Below are 18,187 nucleotides of genomic sequence, written 5' to 3'. Positions count from 1 at the left end.
GCTTATAGATTAAGTAGTACTCCCAGTAAAAGTCCACCAAGAATTAAGGCATAAGACGGGACCTTGGTGGTTATTAATATGATAAATGTAACGAAAGCGGTCCAGACCGAGATCATATTATCAGCCATTGGTTCAAAAAGAGAAATACCAGCTGCAATCGTAAGCCCTGTACTTGAGGCGTTAATGCCCTCCAGAGAAGCTCTGATGGCACGGTATTGCTTCAACTGATTCCAGAAGCGAACCACAAAAAAAATCATCAGAATACCAGGCAGAAATATTCCGAAGGCCGCAATAGCTGCCCCTAAAAACTGTCCACTCACCCCCCACTCACGCATAGATAGTGATCCTACAAAAGAGGCTATTGAAAAAGTGGGTCCGGGCACCAACTCAGAGATTGCAATACCCGAAAGAAACTCATCAGCGGTAAGGTAATTCTTAAATTCAACGAACTCATTGAAGAGTAAAGGCTTCATGATATGCCCGCCGCCAAAAGCGAGGCTTCCGTTTCTGTAAAAATTCTCAAAAAGTCTTACCGGAAGATTTTGGGTAATGGAACCAATGGCAATGGCCGCCCCGAAAACTCCGGCCCAAAGCAAAAAATTTCCCCAGTCTACGTGGAGCGGATGTTTTTCCAGTTTTTCCTGCTTATCATATTTAAAGGCCGCAATTACCCCTCCCATCAAAATTACCAAAGGAGTGATGTATGGCGAACGGTATAAAAAAGCAAGGCCCGCACCGGCTACCATTAAAACCCAGCTGGTTTTTGTCTGAATCACCTTTCGGCCAATAACATAGGCTGCATAAAAAATAAAGGCAATACCCATGGGTTTGATAAAGAAGGTGATCTTCAAAAGATACTCACTGTCAATATAGGTAACGGCTAAAGCGGCCACCGCCATAACTACTGTAGCCGGAAATATCCAGACAAGGAGTGTAAGATAAGCGAGTAGAGGACCACCGAGTTTGAAACCAATTGCCGTGAGAGTTTGAGTGGAGGTAGGCCCGGGTAAAATCTGACAAAGGGCCTGAAGTTCCATTAACTCGGCTTCCGTAAGATAGCCATGGCGAATTACAAATCTTTTGATAAACATGGTCAGATGCACATTAGGGCCGCCAAAGCCTGTTACGGCTATGGCCAGCACATCTCTCAAAAAGATGAAATAGCGTATCTGACGAGTCTTTCTCAAGAAAAGGGGTTAATATCAATTCACAATCTAATAAAAAAAAGGATTGACCTTTATGGGGCCAATCCTTTTTTAAATGAGTTATCACTCAATTTATTTTGACTGAACTACGCTCAAAGTAACATCAGACCATGTTTTGCCCATATGTAACTCTTTACATGCTTCGTGAATACCTTCCAAAGCAGCATTTCCGCTGAAGTCTGAAATAATATCAATGGTACCGGAAACCACTGTTGTTGAATCTGTTTCTGCCAAATCAAAATCAAAGGTCTTTTCTACGCCATTCATCTTTAACGTCACCGGGATTTTACCATCTACAGCCGTGCCGTAAGAACCTGTAATCAAAGAATCACTAAGGTTTCCGAAGAAAAACTCTTTGATTTTCATATCTCTGTCTGGCACTCCTGAGTTTACAGAATAAGTATTGATAACAAACGAATTGCCATCGATGCTGATATCATCAAAAGTACCCGGCACACCTACTTTCTCTGGTGTCTTGAAAGCTGTCCAGGTCAATTTTGTATTATTTGTATCAAAAGAATAGGCGGTGGCTTCAGAGACCATATCGGTTTCGTCACTGTTTTCTGATGAACTGCTACAAGAGGTTAGAAAAGCGGCAGCTAAAAGGGCCATAAGTAGTTTTTGCATAGTTTTGATTTGTTTATTTTTTAAGTCCTAATTCTTTCAATCTTTCGTCTAAAAATTCGCCGGCAGTCATATCCACATACTTTTTCGGATTCTCCGACGTCACACATGATTCCAAACAGGTAAGATCCATCTCGGCTCTGGGATGCATGAAGAACGGAATACTGAAGCGTGAAGTTCGCATTTTCCCAACCGGTGGATTTACCACTCTGTGAATTGTTGATTTTAATTTATGATTTGTAAGTCTGTCAAGCATGTCTCCCACATTAATCACAATTTGATCAGGCAAAGCAGTTACGGAAATCCACTCGCCATCAGCACGGAGTACCTGGAGCCCATCAGCTGAAGCCCCCATCAAAAGTGTAATGAGATTAATATCTCCATGAGCAGCAGCTCTTACAGCCCCTTCTTCCAATAATTCGGGGTTTTCAATAGGGAAATAATGCAATGCCCGAAGAATACTGTCTCCCTGATAAACCTTGGCATCAAAATAATCCTCAGGCAAATCAAGATACAAGGCAATCGCCTGAAGTAAGGTTTTACCCGTATTCTCAAAGGTTTCAAAAGTCTCTTTCGTATACTTCTCAAACTCAGGAACCTCCGCCGGGAAAATATTCTCAGGCATACCTTCACGCGGGTTAAGCTGACCCACATGATAAAACTCTTTCAAATCAGGCTTTTTAAAACCCTTGGCCGTTTCTTTGTTTTTGCCAATGTAGCCCCGTTGACCGCTTAATTCCGGGAACTCATATTTGATTTTGAGTTCGTCATCCTGATAAAAGAACTTTTGTACTGCGGCATAAAGTTTCTCTCGCAATTCGTCGCTTAGTCCATGATTTTTTACAGCCACGAAACCAATATTGGTAAAAGCGGCACCTATTTCATTGACGAATTTTTGCTTGAGGGCCGGATCTCCACTTGTAAATTCGGCTAGGTCTACGGAGGGAATTGAATCCAGAAGTGTTTGTTGAGTCATTGTAAAAAAGGTTCAGTTCAGTCAAAAATACGAGTTTCCTTTCATCAAAAGCAATGCATTTGAGAAAGATGAGATTTCAGGAACGGGACGCATTCATAGAGCAATTTGATCAATTTCCCTTGGTATGACTTATAGTCCGGCTCATAATGCTTCGGCCAAGGGTGATTTCATCGGTATACTCAAGATCCCCGCCTATTGGAATGCCTCTGGCTATGGTACTGATGGTCACCTCAAAATCAGCCAGCTTTTTCTGAATATAAAAGGCTGTAGTATCGCCTTCCATTGTCGGAGCCAAAGCAAGTATAATCTCTTTGATTTCCGGGTTTTGACGTACACGACTAACCAGACTTTCAATATGCAAATCGGTAGGCCCAATACCTGCAATAGGCGAAATAACCCCACCAAGAATATGGTAGTGCCCCTGATATTGAGCTGTGTTTTCAATGGCTAGCACATCACGAGTGTCCTGTACCACACATAAAAGACTTTCGTCTCTGTTGACTGATGAGCAAATCTGGCACAATTCAGCATCCGAGATATTATGACACTGCCTGCAATAGCGAGTCTTAGTTCTGAGGTCTGTCAGGGCACGCGTAAGAAATTCCGTTTGACTCTGGTCAGATTTCAGTAGGTGTAAAGCCAATCTTAGGGCCGATTTCTTCCCGATTCCCGGAAGTTTCGAAATCTCATTGACGGCTTCCTCTATTAATTTTGAAGGGTAATTCAATGGCTTTGAATATTAAGCTATTTCATCATAACCTCGGCAGAGAGGCCTCGGCGACATATCTCATTTCTTTTGGCTACCAGATCGTCATAGTCACCATTTTTTACACCGCATTTTCCTTTCAAATGGATAATCCAGGCACATTGCTCAGCCTGAGCCGGTTCATGGTCGCATACATCCACCAGTGTATCTATCACATGATCAAAAGTATTGACATCATCATTAAATACCACCAAACTCCACAATTTTACATTCTCAATTACCTCCTCAATCACTTCCTGAATTTCAATTTCGGGGTTCTCTTGTATGTTCATCATCAATGCTTCTTTCATTTTGCAAAAATACCAAAAAAAGCCGTTCAGGTAAATCATTATCTTTGGCACAAATTTATGATACCTTATGTCAGCCGGATTAGCGATTACTATCCTTATTCTTTACTTTCTTGTCCTTGTTATAATTTCCATAAAAACCTCTCAGGGAGCTGATACCAACAGCTTTTTTACGGCTGACAGGCAGGTACCGTGGTATCTGGTAGCCTTTGGAATGATAGGCACATCTATTTCAGGCGTTACCTTTATTTCGGTACCAGGGGCTGTTCTAAATAGTTCATTCTCCTACTTTCAAATGGTTCTGGGCTTCACGCTCGGTTATTTGTTTATAGCCACCGTACTCATGCCTCTGTATTATCGCATGAATCTCATTTCTATTTACGGGTATTTTGAGAGTAGGTTTGGCTGGTGGTCTTATAAAACGGCCTCTGCTTACTTTTTGCTCAGCCGCACGCTTGGCTCGGCAGTTCGTCTGTATGTTGCAGCTCAAGTATTACAAATCGCCATTTATGATCCTTTGGGAGTCCCGTTTTGGCTTTCGGTGCTGATTACCATAGGTCTCATATATGTATACACATTTAAAGGTGGTATAAAAACCATTGTTATCACCGATACGCTGCAAACCTTCTTTTTGGTTTCAGCTGTTGTTCTCACCATTTTACTGATTGGCAAAGAAATGAATCTGGGACTGAAAGAGATGGTGAATACTATTTCTGAAAGTGCCTATTCACAAACATTCTTCTTCGAAGGCGGCTGGGCTGACGCCAAAAACTTCTTTAAACTCTTTTTCAGCGGAGCATTCATTGCCATCGTCATGACCGGTATGGATCAGGATTTAATGCAGAAAAATCTGACTTGTAAAAATATTGGCGAAGCTCAAAAAAACATGCTCTGGTTTACCGTAGTACTCGTGTTTGTCAACCTCCTTTTCCTGGGTCTGGGAGCCCTTATGTATGTTTATGCCGATCAAATCGGCTTTGAGCTACCCACCAAAACAGATGACTTCTACCCGCTTATGGCTCTGAAACATTTTGGCAACTTTGATTTGGGTACAGGCGGAGTTATTGTTTCTGTTACTTTTTTGATTGGAATTACAGCGGCTACCTATGCCAGTTCCGACTCGGCTCTTACGGCTCTAACTACAGCGTTTTGTATTGACTTTCTGAATGTAGAGAAGAAAAAAGAAAGTGAAAGGTTAAAACTGAAAAACAGAACACACCTTGGCTTTTCTTTTGTTTTCTTCGTGGTCATACTCCTTTTTCACGCAGTCAACAGCTCTGATCTCATCACTGCCATTTACAAAATAGCCAGCTATACCTACGGGCCACTTCTGGGGCTTTTTGCTTACGGCATTTTCACTAAAAGAGGTGTGATGGATAAGGCCGTACCGTGGATTTGCATTGCTGCTCCGGTTTTGACCTACATTCTGGTTTATCTGATTGAGAACTATACGTCGTATAAATTCGGCTTTGAGAATTTATTACTCAATGGACTGATCACCATGATTGGCCTGATGATTTTCAAAAGCTCTAAAGCTTCACCAGCCTCTTTGTAACAAAGCCTTTGGGAGTTTTGATGCGTAGAAAATAGATTCCGGAATTAAAATCGGTGAGGTCAAAAACAGTTGTTGGAACCTCAATTGTATTCTCAATTATTGCTTTTACCTGTTGCCCTGCAGAAGAGAAAAACTCAAAAGTAGTCTCAAAAGACCGGCTTTCAGTTGGTAGAGCAACAGAGACTCTCTGAGCAATAGGATTAGGGTAAACTAGCACCGGACTTTCTTTTTCCTGAGAAAGGACTGTAAAGCTTGCAAGATTATTGACCGGCCAGCCAATTTCGTTCATCATGCTCAGGATAAGCTCTCCCGGATCATGAATCACCTCACCTGATCGCACGGTTGGTGACATCAGTGAATGCATTGAGCCGGAAGGATATTTCTGTTCATCAAGATGAGAGATACTGCCACCCGATTTAAAAGGACTGGGTGAATGCACCTGAGGCAGATCGTTGGCATATTTTTCATTGGAAATCTGGAAAAACAGACTTCCACTTTCCATAGCATTTTTTAGAGATGCTGAAGGATTAACAAAATTAGTTTTGTTAATCAGTTGGTGAGCCGAGTTATCCTGAACAAAAACATCATAGATATATGGGTAGCCCGTTTGACCCCACTGGCCTTCGCTATCATTATTAATCAGTTTCATTGAAGATGAGAAACCTAAACCATGAGCTATTTCATGGAGGGCGATGGTCATAAGATCATATTTGCCGCTGAAAGAAGTACCGTTGGTGGCATATGACCAGTTAATATTACTATTTAGGGTGATATTGATATCAAACTCTCCAGGGTTTAAATCTTTCCCTGAAATCGCTTCTGCCAAAGACACGACATACCATACATCAAAATAGGGTACATTATCAAAATTTCGGAAAATACGGGTAGCTCCTGAATAGGCCAAGGTTGTACCGGGCAGGCTTTCCCAGGTTGCATTGATTTTGATGGTTTGTCTTGAAATGAGAATTGACTCCCAGATTTTAGCCGCCTCCTCAAATGCTGTTTTCGCCACAGCCGGGAAATCGGTATATGTTACCTCAATGGCACTTGTTGCTTCAGTTTTGAGATTTCTGCCCGACCGACTTATCATGCTCGAATTCACATCAATTTCTGAAGCATAGCAAACCTGAGGTTCAGGAATTGCAGAGATCTGAGCCCAAGCAGCTTCAGAAAGCAAAAAAGAAAGACAGAAAAGAAAAATTGAAGGCTTCAAAAACATCAAAAAGTATTACGACTGATAAAGCAAAAAAGATGCTTTGATATTGAGAAATCTCACACTTAAACTAACTCACTGAAGAACGAAGATATTGGAATCAGTCGCAAAACAAGGAGACATAAGTGCAGTTTTTTGAAAACACTGTCGTAGGTTTGTATCTCATGGCCAGAAATTTCTTTTTCATATTTCTCTTCGTGCTCGGAGGCTTTCTGATGCTTACTGTCATTCTGATGATTGCCAAGCTCTTACGCCCCACAAAGCCTAATCCTGAAAAAGATAGTACATACGAGTCCGGTGAAGAGGCAGCTGGCGACGCCGTTATTAGTTTTAATATCCGGTTCTACATCATTGCTCTCATTTTCCTTCTTTTTGAGGTGGAGCTGGTCTTTCTTTTTCCTTGGGGAACGGTTTTTGGCAACGCCGATCTAATTGAAGAGACGAATGGAAATTGGGCCTGGTACGCCATTACAGAAATGTTCGTTTTTATTGGCATTTTGGCTCTAGGGCTTGTTTACGCGTGGAGAGAGGGGCATCTTGACTGGATAAAATCTGAACAGATAGAAAGTAACTTTAAGGCTGAAGTGCCTCTGGAGGCCTACGATAAGATTAATAAGAAGTACTCATGAGTTTCGAGTCTCTGGAAAAAAGCGAACATATCAAAGACGGCGGGGGCGAGGTTATTCTAACTAACCTTGATGAGCTGGCTAATTGGGCCCGTGCAAACTCACTGTGGCCTCTCGGCTTTGGGTTGGCCTGTTGTGCTATAGAAATGATGGCTTCTATGGCCTCAAATTATGACCTTGAACGTTTTGGAATATTCCCAAGAAACTCTCCCAGGCAGGCTGACCTGATGATTATTTCCGGTACGGTAACTTTCAAAATGGCAGATCGTATCAAACGTCTTTACGAGCAAATGGCAGATCCTAAATATGTAATCTCAATGGGTAGCTGCTCAAACTGTGGCGGGCCCTACTGGGAGCATGGCTACCATGTGGTGAAAGGTGTTGACAGGGTTATTCCCGTAGATGTGTATGTGCCGGGCTGCCCTCCAAGACCTGAGGCCCTAATTGGTGGAATATTAAAACTTCAGGAAAAAATCAAAACCAAAGAGAGCCTTAAAACCATTAAGATGTAGACTCCCTTTGATCTCAACGACTACTACATAAAGCCCAGTAGTTTAGCGTACTTCATCATCGCTCCCGGGTTAGATACTTTTAGCTTCCCGAACATCATGGCCGTCATAGGGTTCATTTCCCCTGAGGCAATCTTTACAAAATTATCAGGGCTGGCTTTAAGCGTAACCTCTGACTCCCCTACCAGGCCCTCAGATAATTCTGCAACGCCTTCTTTTACAGTAATAGTGTATTGCTCATCTTCCAAATCAAAGTGAAGAGCGGTGTTTAAGTCTTTATTTTCCTCGGGATTTACCTTCGGTGGCACAGTTTCTAAAAATTCTTTTGCTGTCATGTTTGTTGGTTTGTTCTTAAAGGGTAAAGATAAAACTTTCCCTACATTTAAGTTTCTCACCTGCTCGCTCATTTTAAAAATCACAAATCACCGATTTTATGGGCCAATTGTCTCTTAGGAAATATTTTTTCTGATCTTTACCCCAAAAAAATACCATATTTTTTCAACTGTGGTGTTACTTTTTATGCATAATCCTGTCTTAAATGAACAACCAGGAACCCGGAACTTTGAAGGATGAAGAACTTGTGAGGCTATACGTTTCCTCACAGAAAAACCTCTATTTTGAAGAGTTATATGAGCGGTACTCAGAAAAAGTGTACCGCAAGTGCTTATCCTTTGTAAAAGATCAGGCTAAAGCCGAAGATTTTACACATGATATCTTCCTAAAGGTGATTACCAAAATAGGCACCTTCAAAGAAAGTGCAAGATTCTCTACCTGGCTGTACTCCATAACATATAACTACTGTATGGATATGTTGAGAAAACAAAAGAGGTTACAGGAGGATAGCCTCGAGGAGCCTATGGAGTTTGTAGAAGAGAACGTAGATCACGAGCTCCTGAGTATGAAAAAAGAAGGCTTACAGAAAAGCCTCGAAGAAATATCTCCTGATGAAAAAGCCATGCTTTTGATGAAATATCAGGATGAGTTCAGCATTAAAGAGATTGCTCAAACATTTCAAATCTCTGAAAGTGCCACCAAAATGAGGTTACTCAGAACGAAAGAAAAAATGAAGAAACTGTATCTGGAGCACGTCATTCTTATCAGTCTCTTTGTACTCAAAATATTACTTTTATTTAGAAAATAATGGAAAAAGACAATGTTTTCGATTTAAACCCCAATGACCGTTTTGAACGATCAGATCGGGTAAAAAAACAATTGGTTTCTGAAATTGACATCATTAGAGACACCATGGTCATGGCCAATATGTTTATGGGAGAGCCTTTCCGCATAGGCATGAAACTATTGGAAGAACTACAACCAAGTAAACCCCTGACTCCAAATGAATAAGCTACCTAACCTGAAAGACATTTTAATCAGAACTTTTGATAACCTCATTACAAATTTCAGTGAGTTTACATCAAATTTTATCGGAGCATTAGTCGTAATTCTGGTAGGCTGGCTCACGGCCAAAATTGCGAGTACAGTTCTCAAGAATATCTTCTCAAAACTAGGAATAGATAAACTTGGTGAGAAAATCAATGAGATTGATGCCATTAAAAAGTTTGACCTTGATATCAAGCTCAGCAAGATCGTCTCAAAAATCGTCTACTTCTTTATCTTCCTGTTTTTCCTGATTACAGCAGCAGATACACTGGGGGTTCCGGCCATTTCTAACATGTTTGCTATGGTGGTAGAATTTATCCCTAAGGTTATTTCTGCGGCCATTATGATACTTGCTGGTCTTCTTTTGGCTGATGCGGTAAAGTCGTTTGTTGTAGGCCTTTGTGAGTCTTTCAATATCGCTTCCGGGAAGTTGATAGGAATGGCCGTTTTCTTTTTCCTGATCATTATTGTGATCATTGCAGCATTGGGTCAGGCCGGCATTAATACTACTTTGCTTGAAAGTAGTTTCAATATTCTTATTGCAGGTATAATTCTCTCTTTCTCTATTGGTTATGGCTTTGCCTCGAAAGAAATCCTACTGAATATCATTAGCTCCTTTTATTCAAAAAACCGTTATAATGAGGGGCAAATTCTTGAAATTAAAGAGGTAAAAGGTGAAGTTATAAAAGTTGATAATACCTCAATTACTCTCAAAAGTGATGAGACCGAAACCGTGTTTCCGTTAAGAGTATTACAATCTGAAAAAATCATCATTCACAAATCATAAAACCGATAATTTTTATTTATGAAACGTTTGTTTTCCTTTCTCTTTATCAGCCTGATGGCATATCAAGTCTCCGCCCAGGAAGTCGTACTTCAAAATCGCGAAGATTCCCTTCGTGTGGGCTGGTGGGATAGAAACACACAGCTGGCCGTTAATTTTTCACAAGCATCATTTAATGACCCATGGCAAGGTGGCGGCGTAAATAATTTTGCTCTTGGCTTCCTCTTTAACAACCTTGCTGTTAAGCACAAAGGCAAGGGAGTCTGGACAAACGATATCCAATTTCAGTACGGTTTCTTAAGAAATAAAGGCCTTGATCTTCGTAAGAGTGTTGACCGCCTTTTTGCCGAATCAAAGTATGCGAGTTCAATTACTCCTAAACTTAATTGGTTTGCCGGTGTTAATCTGCTCACACAATTCTCTGCAGGTTATAACTTTGAGAATAATGGTGACCGTGGTAATATGATTTCAAATCTCTTTGCTCCCGCATTTCTTTCAGAAGGTGTAGGTGTTGAGTATAAGCCTATTGACTATTTTGTCGTACAGCTCGGTGGTGCTACCATTCGTCAGACATTTGTGGGTAATGAAACCGTTTTTGAAAATACATTCAAAGATGTTGAAGGGATTGACCGCTCTTATGGTGTGGAACGTGGAAAAAGTCTGCTAAATGAAATGGGTCTTCAAGCCGTAGCGGCTTTTGATAAAAACCTAACAGAGAGCCTCAACCTGAAATGGAGATATCAGGGGTTCCTGGCTTATGCTCCTGAAACCAAGCCTATTGATCATAACATTAACCTGATTGCCACTTCGAAAATCGGGAAGTATTTTAATGTAAACTTTTCACTAATTGGAATTTACGACGCAGATCAGGTCGAGAAATTCCAGATAAGTCAGGGGCTTTCAGCCGGCTTCTCATTAGCTTTATAAAACCTTTTTTTCAAACCCTTAATTATCAATATTATGTTTAAAGAATTTAAAGCGTTCATTATGACCGGCAATGTCATAGACCTTGCCGTAGCGGTTATTCTTGCTGGGGCTGTTGGCCTGGTTGTTAACGGATTTGTTTCAGACATTGCCATGCCGATTGTGGGACATTTTGCAGGTGGTTTGGACTTCGCAGACCTCAAAGTTGTGCTTGATCCGGCTGTAGTAGCAGCTGACGGAACTGTTGAAAAACCTGAAAATGCTATACGGTATGGTGCATGGATTAATGCCATCATTAATTTGATTACTGTTGGCTTAGTGCTATTTGCAATTGTGAAGGCATATAATAAAACCAAAAAGCCGGAGCCTGTGGTTGAAGAAGCTCCAAAAGGACCGACTGAGATTGATTTATTGACTGAAATCAGAGACGCTTTGAAGAAATAGCAGCTCATACTTACGTATACAACTCAAACAGGGAGGTTCTTGACGAATCTCCCTGTTTTTATATACCGCTTTCTAATTTTCTTAAAAATATGTTTTGAAGCCGGCTTAGATCATGTATTTTTGGATATGCTAAAATATTTACCAATAAGTAAGTAGCTTAGCATCAATTGCTTCCTAATAACAATACGTGTGATGACTGGTTTTAAACTCAAAGACCATCTGCAGGGCGACCCTCAGATTTGGTTGATTACATTTCTCCTTTCTTTCTTCGGTATTGCGGCAGTATACAGCTCTATCTCAGCATTAGCTTACAGAAGCTCAGGAACATCCGAAATGATCATGTTTCGTCATGCATTTTTTGTGCTGGCCGGACTGTTTCTTACTTACGTCATTCATCGTTTCAATTTTCTGAATATAGCCCCGGTGGCCAAAGTTCTTCTTTGGGTGTCACCACTACTACTTCTTTACACCCTCTTGATGGGTTACGAAGTAGGAGGAGCCAAGCGTTGGATTTCACTTTTAGGTTTTACATTTCAGACCTCAGATATGGTCAGATTGGTTTTGATTACCAATCTGGCAGCTATGTTGGCCAAAAAGCAAAATACCATGGATAAGTTTAAACATCTTTGGCCTATCATTATCTGGTGTGGTATTATCTGCTTTTTATTGGCGATATCCAGCTTCTCAACTTCGGTAATTCTGGGACTTACCTGCTTTATGATTATGATTATCGGGCGGGTGCCTCGCAAATACATACTTCGACTGACGGGTTCTGTCCTATTAGGTCTCGTGTTGGCTTTCAGTGCAGGTTTGTTTACTAAAATTGTCTTCAATAAGAATTTCGGTAGAACAGAGACTATCATCAACCGCACTGAATCTTTCATCGGTAAAGATCTCGACGGAAATGACCTCATCGGCGGAAAAATCGGTAGTGTAAGTATGCAGCAAGATCAGGCCATCGCTGCGGTAGCTCGCGGTGGTATTTTTGGCGTAGGGCCGGGGAAAAGTGCTATCAAGCACCGAATGGCTGAGGCTTATTCTGATTTTATTTATGCTATCATCATTGAAGAGTATGGTTTAGTCGGTGGAGTCGCTATTATGCTTCTTTACCTTTGGCTGCTTGCCCGGGGGCTTAAGAATATTGCGAATACTACACAGGCTTTTGGTGGTTTATTGAGTATTGGTCTTACTCTCAGCATTGTTTTTCAAGCACTGGCCCATATGTTCATCAATGTAGGACTTGGTCCGGTAACCGGCCAAACATTACCACTGATCAGTAAAGGTGGAACTTCAATTTTGTTCACATTCATTGCTATCGGTATTGTGCTTTCAGTATCAAAAAATCAACAGTTCGAAACCCTGTCCAATAAGGCACGATGAGTAAGCCGGTAAACGTAATTATCAGTGGAGGTGGCACAGGAGGGCATATTTATCCTGCTGTAGCCATAGCAAATGAGATAAAAGCTCAGCTGCCTGAGGCCAATATTCTTTTTGTGGGTGCACAAGGAAAAATGGAGATGGAGAAGGTACCAAAAGCAGGATACGAAATTGTTGGGCTCCCGATTGCCGGAATTAACCGCTCAAACATGCTTGCGAATATTGGTTTTCCTCTCAAACTTCTTAAAAGTCTGGGAATGGCTCGTAAAACAGTAAAAGAGTTTAAGCCCGATATCGCTATAGGTGTAGGTGGTTACGCCAGCGGACCCACATTACTGATGGCCAATATGCTGGGGGTAAAGTCGTTGCTGCAGGAGCAAAACTCTTACGCTGGTATCACCAATAAATATCTGGCAAGGAAAGCCTCAAAAATATGCGTAGCATATCCTGAAATGGGAAGGTTTTTTCCTGAGGAAAAAGTCGTTTTTACCGGTAATCCGGTGAGGAAAGACATTATTGAGCTTGACGAAAATCAGGAGACCGCCCTGTCTCATTTTGGTTTATCAAGAGATAAGAAAACCATTTTGGTTATTGGAGGTAGCCAGGGGGCATTGAGTATCAATAAGGGTGTAGCCAAAGGTTTGGACAAACTCAAAAACCATGGACTTCAGCTAATCTGGCAAACGGGTAAACGCTTCTTGCCAAAAGCAAAGGCAGCAGCTGAAGAAGCAGGATACACTGATACCTACATTTCTGATTTTGTGTATGAAATGGATAAAGCTTACGCCGCGGCAGATTTAGTGATCTCTAGAGCAGGAGCTTTGTCAGTATCTGAGCTTTGCCTCACGGGTAAACCCGCTATTCTGGTGCCTTTCCCGGCGGCAGCTGAGGATCATCAAACAAAAAATGCTTTGAGCCTGGTCAATAAAGAAGCTGCACTCATGGTAAAGGATAGTGAGGTAAATAATGAGTTGATAGATCAGTGTCTTGAATTGGCTGAAAACCCTCAATTACAGAAAACTTTAAAGCAAAATATAAAAGCGTTTGCCAAGCCAAATGCGGCTCAGGACATCGTCAAAGAGGTAAGAAACATCATAGGGAAATGAAAATATTTTTCTCAGAAAATACCGTCGATTACAGCAGCTACACCTTTTCGTATGCCATTTACGCGAAGCGTGAGGGTAGAGAAGACCTGTCACCAATCTATGACAAGGGCTTTTTGCCCTATACGGGAAATCTGGGTTTAGAAAGCGAAGTTTTCTACCTGGCCAGAAGCCTTAGAGTGGATCTGGATAACTTTACCGACAGCTCCGAAAACCGTAGAGTTTGCAGACAGATAGAACCACTAAATGTAAAGCTGGAGGTAATTGAGAAAAGTGATTTTGACCTAAACGATCCCGACTTCAAATCTTTTTGCGAAAGCTATATCGCAGAGCGAATTGGGTCTGAAAATATGAGTGTGGAGCGTTGGAATTACATCCTGGCCAGCAGTATTGGAACTCACATCCTGAAGTTTTACAATCAGGAGAAAACGATGGGTTACATTCTCGCAGCCGTTGGGTCTGACATGCTGCACTACTGGTTTGCTTTTTTTGATACCGAATACATGAAAACCCATTCGCTGGGTAAATACATGATGTGGAAGGCTATTGATTGGTCAAAGAGTCAGGGGTTGAAGTACGTTTATCTGGGCACAGCCTATAAACCAGCAGCTCTTTACAAAATCAGAGATCACAAGGCCCTCGAATACTGGGACGGCACTCAGTGGAATACCGATACCAAAAAACTGAAAGAACTCTGCAAAACTGATCTTGACCCCAAAACTGCTGACCACTTCAAGACAATGGGTGAACCCAATAACTTTCTTAACGACCTGTAACAATGAAAAATCTGAAAGCAAACAAAATCAAAGAATACGGTCTGGCATTTCTAGGTCTGGCCGTGGTGATTTCACTTATCGCTTTTGTAGATGATAAGGCAAGGGTCAAGCGTTGTAAAAATATTGAAATTGAGCTCATTGATAACAATGATCAATATTATATCTCGGAAGAGGATATTGAAAAATATGTAACCAAAAATGGTAACGAACCACTAAAAGGAATGCTTTTGGCCGATATAAATTTGGCCGCTTTGGAGAAACGGGTTAGCGAGATAAAGCAGGTAGAACATTGCGAAGCCTTTGGTGATTTACAGGGTAATATCCACATCAAAATCAAACCATTTATTCCGTATGCGAGGGTGATTGCTGGAAATGGCAAAGACCAGTATATTGATAAAGAAGGCAGGTATTTTCCTCTTTCAAAACTACATACAGAGCGTGTACTGCTACTAACGGGTAGTTTTTTCAATTCGGCACCAAATCTTAGTGCAGAAGACGAACACCTTATGAAGTTGGTACATACTATCAAAAACGATGACTTCTGGAATGCTCAGATGGCTCAAATGGATATTGACCGTAAAGGGCAAATCAGATTTGTACCGGTTCTGGGAGATCATATCATCGAATTTGGCTCTGCCACCGACATAGAAGCAAAACTCAATAAACTAAAAGTATACTACCAGCAAATTATGCCTGTAAAAGGTTGGGATAAATTCTCCACCGTAAAAGTGCAGTATAAAAACCAGGTGGTCTGCGAATAAATAAAACGTGTGAATCCTGATAAATCCGTAAAAAAATGAAAGACAACAAAGAACCAACCTACTCCGTCGGCCTTGATATTGGCAACTCAAAAGTATGTGCAGTAGCCGGCAAACTTGATCCGGGTGGTAAGATTACCATACTTGACTATGCCGAAACGGTGTACGATGCCGATTATGAAGCTATGTCAAAAGGTGCTGCTAAGAACAAAGGCAACGTAACCGATGCCATTGAAAGAGTGCTACAGGAGTTGTCGCAGAAAACCAATCTGGAGATTGTACTGACCAACACCAACTTCTCAAGCGAAAAGATAAGCCTGAAGAGTATTAAGCAGGACCTGACAAACGACGGAAATAAATTTGTTGTCAAAAATTATGAACTGGATGAGCTTTCTCAAAATCTGAAAAAGCAACTTAAAAGAGATAACTCAAAAGAGACTCTCCACGTCATGCCTACAGATTTCTTCATTGATGAAAGTAAAGTTGGAAAGTATCCTAAAGGAGCTACCGGAAATAAACTCACCTGTATTTTCAATGCCATCAACGTAGATAAAGGTAAAGTTGAAGAGCATATGCAGACTTTTGATGCTGTTAGCTATGAAATGGTGGAAGGCAGTAAAGAAACCCTTAATGTTCACATAGACCAACTGGTATATAATGGGGTGGCAGATGCCCTTTCGTCTATTACAATCGAGGATAAACAGGCGGGTATCTTACTGGTAAACATTGGTTCACAACTCACCGAAATTACAATTTATAAAGATTTCGGGCTACGATATAGCCGTGTTATCGGCATTGGTTCTGAAGCCATTATTAAGGATATTTCACAGGCCTTTAACGTCACTGAAGCCCAGGCCGAGCGATTGATGAGAGCCTCCGGCGAGAAAAGAAGTAAAGATATTGAGATCAACGAGGTGCTGGAAATTGAAGGCAAAAACGGCTTGCCTACACGGCAGTTTTTGCAGAAAGCTGTGGCCATAGTTATTGAAAGCCGTCTCAAAGAAATTGCGGCACTTATTGCCTCTGACGTTATTGAAAGTGGCTACGCACGTTTGCTAGCAAATGGTATTATGCTGGCCGGTGGGATTGCCCGACTGGGATTGACAAAAATGACTTTCCAGAAGACCTTTTCGCCACTGGCGATAAGAATTGCAGACGGAACCGTCAATATTGACATCAATACTAAACTGGAGCTGGCTCACCCGAAATATACAACAGCCATTGGTACCATGCTGGCATCAATTAAACCCGCTGATGAGCGAATGCCACTTGGTCAGACGGCACCGGTGAAAAGAAGGATGTCTCTCGGTTTTTTTTCAAGTTTACCCCTGGTAAATAAACTTCGCGATATTTTCGATGACCCTGAACTGAAAAGAGCCTACGGCGAATAATTTTAAGATAAGTGCTTTTCTAATTAAACCTTAAGACTATGTTATACGATCAGGATTATGAACTCGATTTCGACTCAGAAATGCCGAATATCATCAAGGTGATAGGTGTTGGAGGTGCCGGCGGTAATGCCGTTAAGACACTTCACAAAATGGGTATTGCTGACGTAGATATTGTTGCCGCTAATACAGACCTTCAGGTACTTAAAGATTTGCCACTTGGCATGTCACGTCTCCAGCTTGGAGCTGAACTTACCAAGGGCCTTGGGGCTGGTGCCATCCCAAAAGTGGGCGAAGAAGCCGCTCTGGAAAGCGAAGACGCAATTCATAAACTTTTTCAACCACCGACCGAAATGGTCTTTATTACCGCAGGTATGGGCGGTGGTACAGGAACCGGTGCCGCTCCTGTTATTGCCAGGATAGCAAAGGAAAAGGACATGCTGACAGTAGGCGTAGTCACTGACCCATTCAGTTGGGAAGGTTCTGAGAAAATTGAACAGGCCATGGAAGGTATAGAGCGGATGAAGGAATACTGCGATACCGTTCTGATCGTAAAAAATGACCGCCTTGAAAACCTTTTCCATGATATGGATATTCAGGAGGCTTTTGAAAGGGCCGACGGGATTCTTGCCAACGGCGTCAAAAGCATTGCTGAACTGATCACCCGACCAGGTATTATCAATCTGGATTACGCCGATGTAAAAACGGTATTGAAAAATGCCGGACAAGCCGTGATGGGCTCAGCCGAAGCCTCTGGTGTTGACAGAGCTAAAATTGCGGTGGAAGAGGCTCTTAAATCACCTTTATTGCATAGCAACAGTATTAAAGGCTCTAAGCGTTTATTGGTGTCTATTTCATACTCCAATGAAAAGCCGGAGTATAAGATCAAGATGAGTGATCAGGCGATGATCATGAAATTTATTGAGAGTCAGATCAAAACCAAAGCAAAAATTGTAAAGCATGGTTATTCTATTGATACGTCTCTTGAGGATAAAATCAGAGTGACCATTGTGGCTGCAGGTATCACCGATTTTGGTGCTGAAAATCAAAAAACGAAGAAAGAAACAACTCCTGAAAACGAGTTTGAGACTCAGGAAGACAGCCCTTTTGCCTCATTTAATATGCCGGGGATAGCTAGTCCAAATTCTGCCACGGCCAAAAAGAAAAAGCCAAAACCTTACGAAGAAAACCAGTTTGGTCTTTTTGAGGCTGAAGAAAAACTCCGTGAAACTGCTGTTACCTTTGCGAAAGATGACAGTGTGAAAGAGAATATTGAAAACACACCGGCTTATATGCGGTACGGCATAGAGATCGGTGACATAGATGATATTCCCGAAGAAAACAGATTAGTCAATAAGGTGTAAAACACCTCAAAAAATAACATAGTTAGTACTTGAAAGGGGTCTCATTTTATGGGGCTCCTTTTTTCTGTTAAAATAATTAGCAATAAACACTAAATATTGTAGCCGACCTTGTCTCTCAACTACCTTTG

At 41.4% G+C, this 18,187-nt stretch carries 21 protein-coding genes; 14 read left to right on the top strand and 7 right to left on the bottom strand.

Annotated features, from left to right (window positions below; translation table 11 throughout):
• Positions 1-2: 2 nt before the first annotated feature.
• From chrA to AFM12_RS10770, 5 genes are all read right to left on the bottom strand, one after another.
• Positions 3-1,187, bottom strand: a complete 1,185-nt coding sequence (chrA, locus tag AFM12_RS10790; protein ID WP_055148063.1) for a chromate efflux transporter — start codon at positions 1,185-1,187, stop codon at positions 3-5.
• Between the two features lie 90 nt (positions 1,188-1,277).
• The gene (locus AFM12_RS10785) at positions 1,278-1,832 is read right to left on the bottom strand and encodes a YceI family protein (protein ID WP_055148060.1); all 555 of its coding nucleotides are present in this window, start codon (positions 1,830-1,832) and stop codon (positions 1,278-1,280) included.
• A gap of 13 nt (positions 1,833-1,845) precedes the next feature.
• Positions 1,846-2,805 carry an isopenicillin N synthase family dioxygenase gene (locus tag AFM12_RS10780; protein WP_055148058.1) on the bottom strand — a complete coding sequence of 320 codons (960 nt, stop codon included), beginning with the start codon at positions 2,803-2,805 and terminating at the stop codon, positions 1,846-1,848.
• A gap of 109 nt (positions 2,806-2,914) precedes the next feature.
• Positions 2,915-3,532, bottom strand: a complete 618-nt coding sequence (recR, locus tag AFM12_RS10775; RefSeq protein WP_055148054.1) for a recombination mediator RecR — start codon at positions 3,530-3,532, stop codon at positions 2,915-2,917.
• A gap of 17 nt (positions 3,533-3,549) precedes the next feature.
• The gene (locus AFM12_RS10770) at positions 3,550-3,861 is read right to left on the bottom strand and encodes an ATP-dependent Clp protease adaptor ClpS (protein WP_229308494.1); all 312 of its coding nucleotides are present in this window, start codon (positions 3,859-3,861) and stop codon (positions 3,550-3,552) included.
• Between the two features lie 67 nt (positions 3,862-3,928).
• Between AFM12_RS10770 and AFM12_RS10765 the strand changes: the two genes are divergently transcribed.
• Complete coding sequence (locus AFM12_RS10765) at positions 3,929-5,413, top strand: sodium:solute symporter (RefSeq protein WP_055148051.1); 1,485 nt, start codon at positions 3,929-3,931, stop codon at positions 5,411-5,413.
• Here the strand turns inward: AFM12_RS10765 and AFM12_RS10760 are convergent.
• Positions 5,388-6,590 carry a T9SS type A sorting domain-containing protein gene (locus AFM12_RS10760; RefSeq protein WP_157687368.1) on the bottom strand — a complete coding sequence of 401 codons (1,203 nt, stop codon included), beginning with the start codon at positions 6,588-6,590 and terminating at the stop codon, positions 5,388-5,390. The two genes, AFM12_RS10765 and AFM12_RS10760, sit on opposite strands and share 26 nt — an antisense overlap.
• Positions 6,591-6,790: 200 nt before the next feature.
• Between AFM12_RS10760 and AFM12_RS10755 the strand changes: the two genes are divergently transcribed.
• Together AFM12_RS10755 and AFM12_RS10750 are read left to right on the top strand one after the other, a co-directional pair.
• Positions 6,791-7,255 (top strand): NADH-quinone oxidoreductase subunit A, encoded by a 465-nt coding sequence (locus AFM12_RS10755; RefSeq protein ID WP_055148045.1) that lies wholly within the window; start codon positions 6,791-6,793, stop codon positions 7,253-7,255.
• On the top strand, positions 7,252-7,764 hold the full coding sequence (locus AFM12_RS10750; protein WP_055148042.1) for an NADH-quinone oxidoreductase subunit B: 513 nt from the start codon (positions 7,252-7,254) through the stop codon (positions 7,762-7,764). The genes AFM12_RS10755 and AFM12_RS10750 overlap by 4 nt, the downstream gene beginning before the upstream one ends.
• Before the next feature lie 23 nt (positions 7,765-7,787).
• Here the strand turns inward: AFM12_RS10750 and AFM12_RS10745 are convergent, their stop codons facing one another.
• Positions 7,788-8,096: an SCP2 sterol-binding domain-containing protein gene (locus AFM12_RS10745; RefSeq protein ID WP_157687365.1), complete on the bottom strand. Its 309-nt coding sequence runs from the start codon at positions 8,094-8,096 to the stop codon at positions 7,788-7,790.
• 203 nt (positions 8,097-8,299) lie between these two features.
• Between AFM12_RS10745 and AFM12_RS10740 the strand changes: the two genes are divergently transcribed.
• The 11 genes from AFM12_RS10740 to ftsZ all read left to right on the top strand — a co-directional run bounded on the left by AFM12_RS10740 (position 8,300) and on the right by ftsZ (position 18,059).
• Positions 8,300-8,902 (top strand): RNA polymerase sigma factor, encoded by a 603-nt coding sequence (locus AFM12_RS10740; protein WP_055148036.1) that lies wholly within the window; start codon positions 8,300-8,302, stop codon positions 8,900-8,902.
• The gene (locus AFM12_RS10735) at positions 8,902-9,105 is read left to right on the top strand and encodes a hypothetical protein (protein ID WP_055148033.1); all 204 of its coding nucleotides are present in this window, start codon (positions 8,902-8,904) and stop codon (positions 9,103-9,105) included. The genes AFM12_RS10740 and AFM12_RS10735 overlap by 1 nt, the downstream gene beginning before the upstream one ends.
• Complete coding sequence (locus AFM12_RS10730; protein ID WP_055148030.1) at positions 9,098-9,928, top strand: mechanosensitive ion channel family protein; 831 nt, start codon at positions 9,098-9,100, stop codon at positions 9,926-9,928. The genes AFM12_RS10735 and AFM12_RS10730 overlap by 8 nt, the downstream gene beginning before the upstream one ends.
• 54 nt (positions 9,929-9,982) lie before the next feature.
• Complete coding sequence (locus tag AFM12_RS10725; protein WP_157687362.1) at positions 9,983-10,852, top strand: DUF3078 domain-containing protein; 870 nt, start codon at positions 9,983-9,985, stop codon at positions 10,850-10,852.
• A 33-nt stretch (positions 10,853-10,885) separates the two neighbouring features.
• A complete protein-coding gene (mscL, locus tag AFM12_RS10720; RefSeq protein WP_055148024.1) occupies positions 10,886-11,293 on the top strand; it encodes a large conductance mechanosensitive channel protein MscL in 408 nt (135 codons plus the stop codon).
• 192 nt (positions 11,294-11,485) lie between these two features.
• The gene (locus AFM12_RS10715) at positions 11,486-12,673 is read left to right on the top strand and encodes an FtsW/RodA/SpoVE family cell cycle protein (protein ID WP_055148021.1); all 1,188 of its coding nucleotides are present in this window, start codon (positions 11,486-11,488) and stop codon (positions 12,671-12,673) included.
• The gene (murG, locus tag AFM12_RS10710; RefSeq protein ID WP_055148018.1) at positions 12,670-13,776 is read left to right on the top strand and encodes an undecaprenyldiphospho-muramoylpentapeptide beta-N-acetylglucosaminyltransferase; all 1,107 of its coding nucleotides are present in this window, start codon (positions 12,670-12,672) and stop codon (positions 13,774-13,776) included. The genes AFM12_RS10715 and murG overlap by 4 nt, the downstream gene beginning before the upstream one ends.
• Positions 13,773-14,549, top strand: coding sequence for a GNAT family N-acetyltransferase (locus tag AFM12_RS10705; RefSeq protein ID WP_055148015.1), 777 nt, complete (start codon positions 13,773-13,775; stop codon positions 14,547-14,549). Before murG ends, AFM12_RS10705 begins: the two co-directional genes overlap by 4 nt.
• A 2-nt stretch (positions 14,550-14,551) precedes the next feature.
• Complete coding sequence (locus tag AFM12_RS10700; RefSeq protein WP_055148012.1) at positions 14,552-15,310, top strand: cell division protein FtsQ/DivIB; 759 nt, start codon at positions 14,552-14,554, stop codon at positions 15,308-15,310.
• Positions 15,311-15,345: 35 nt separating this feature from the next.
• Entirely contained in the window at positions 15,346-16,698 is a 1,353-nt protein-coding gene (locus AFM12_RS10695) for a cell division protein FtsA (protein ID WP_055148009.1), read from the top strand.
• Positions 16,699-16,736: 38 nt separating this feature from the next.
• On the top strand, positions 16,737-18,059 hold the full coding sequence (gene ftsZ / locus AFM12_RS10690; protein WP_055148006.1) for a cell division protein FtsZ: 1,323 nt from the start codon (positions 16,737-16,739) through the stop codon (positions 18,057-18,059).
• Positions 18,060-18,187 lie beyond the last annotated feature (128 nt).

The sequence above is a fragment of the Jiulongibacter sediminis genome, assembly GCF_001306455.1.
Classification (GTDB): Bacteria; Bacteroidota; Bacteroidia; order Cytophagales; family Spirosomataceae; genus Jiulongibacter; species Jiulongibacter sediminis.
Note: the sequence above shows the minus strand (reverse complement) of the source record. Positions and strands in the feature narration are given on the sequence as shown.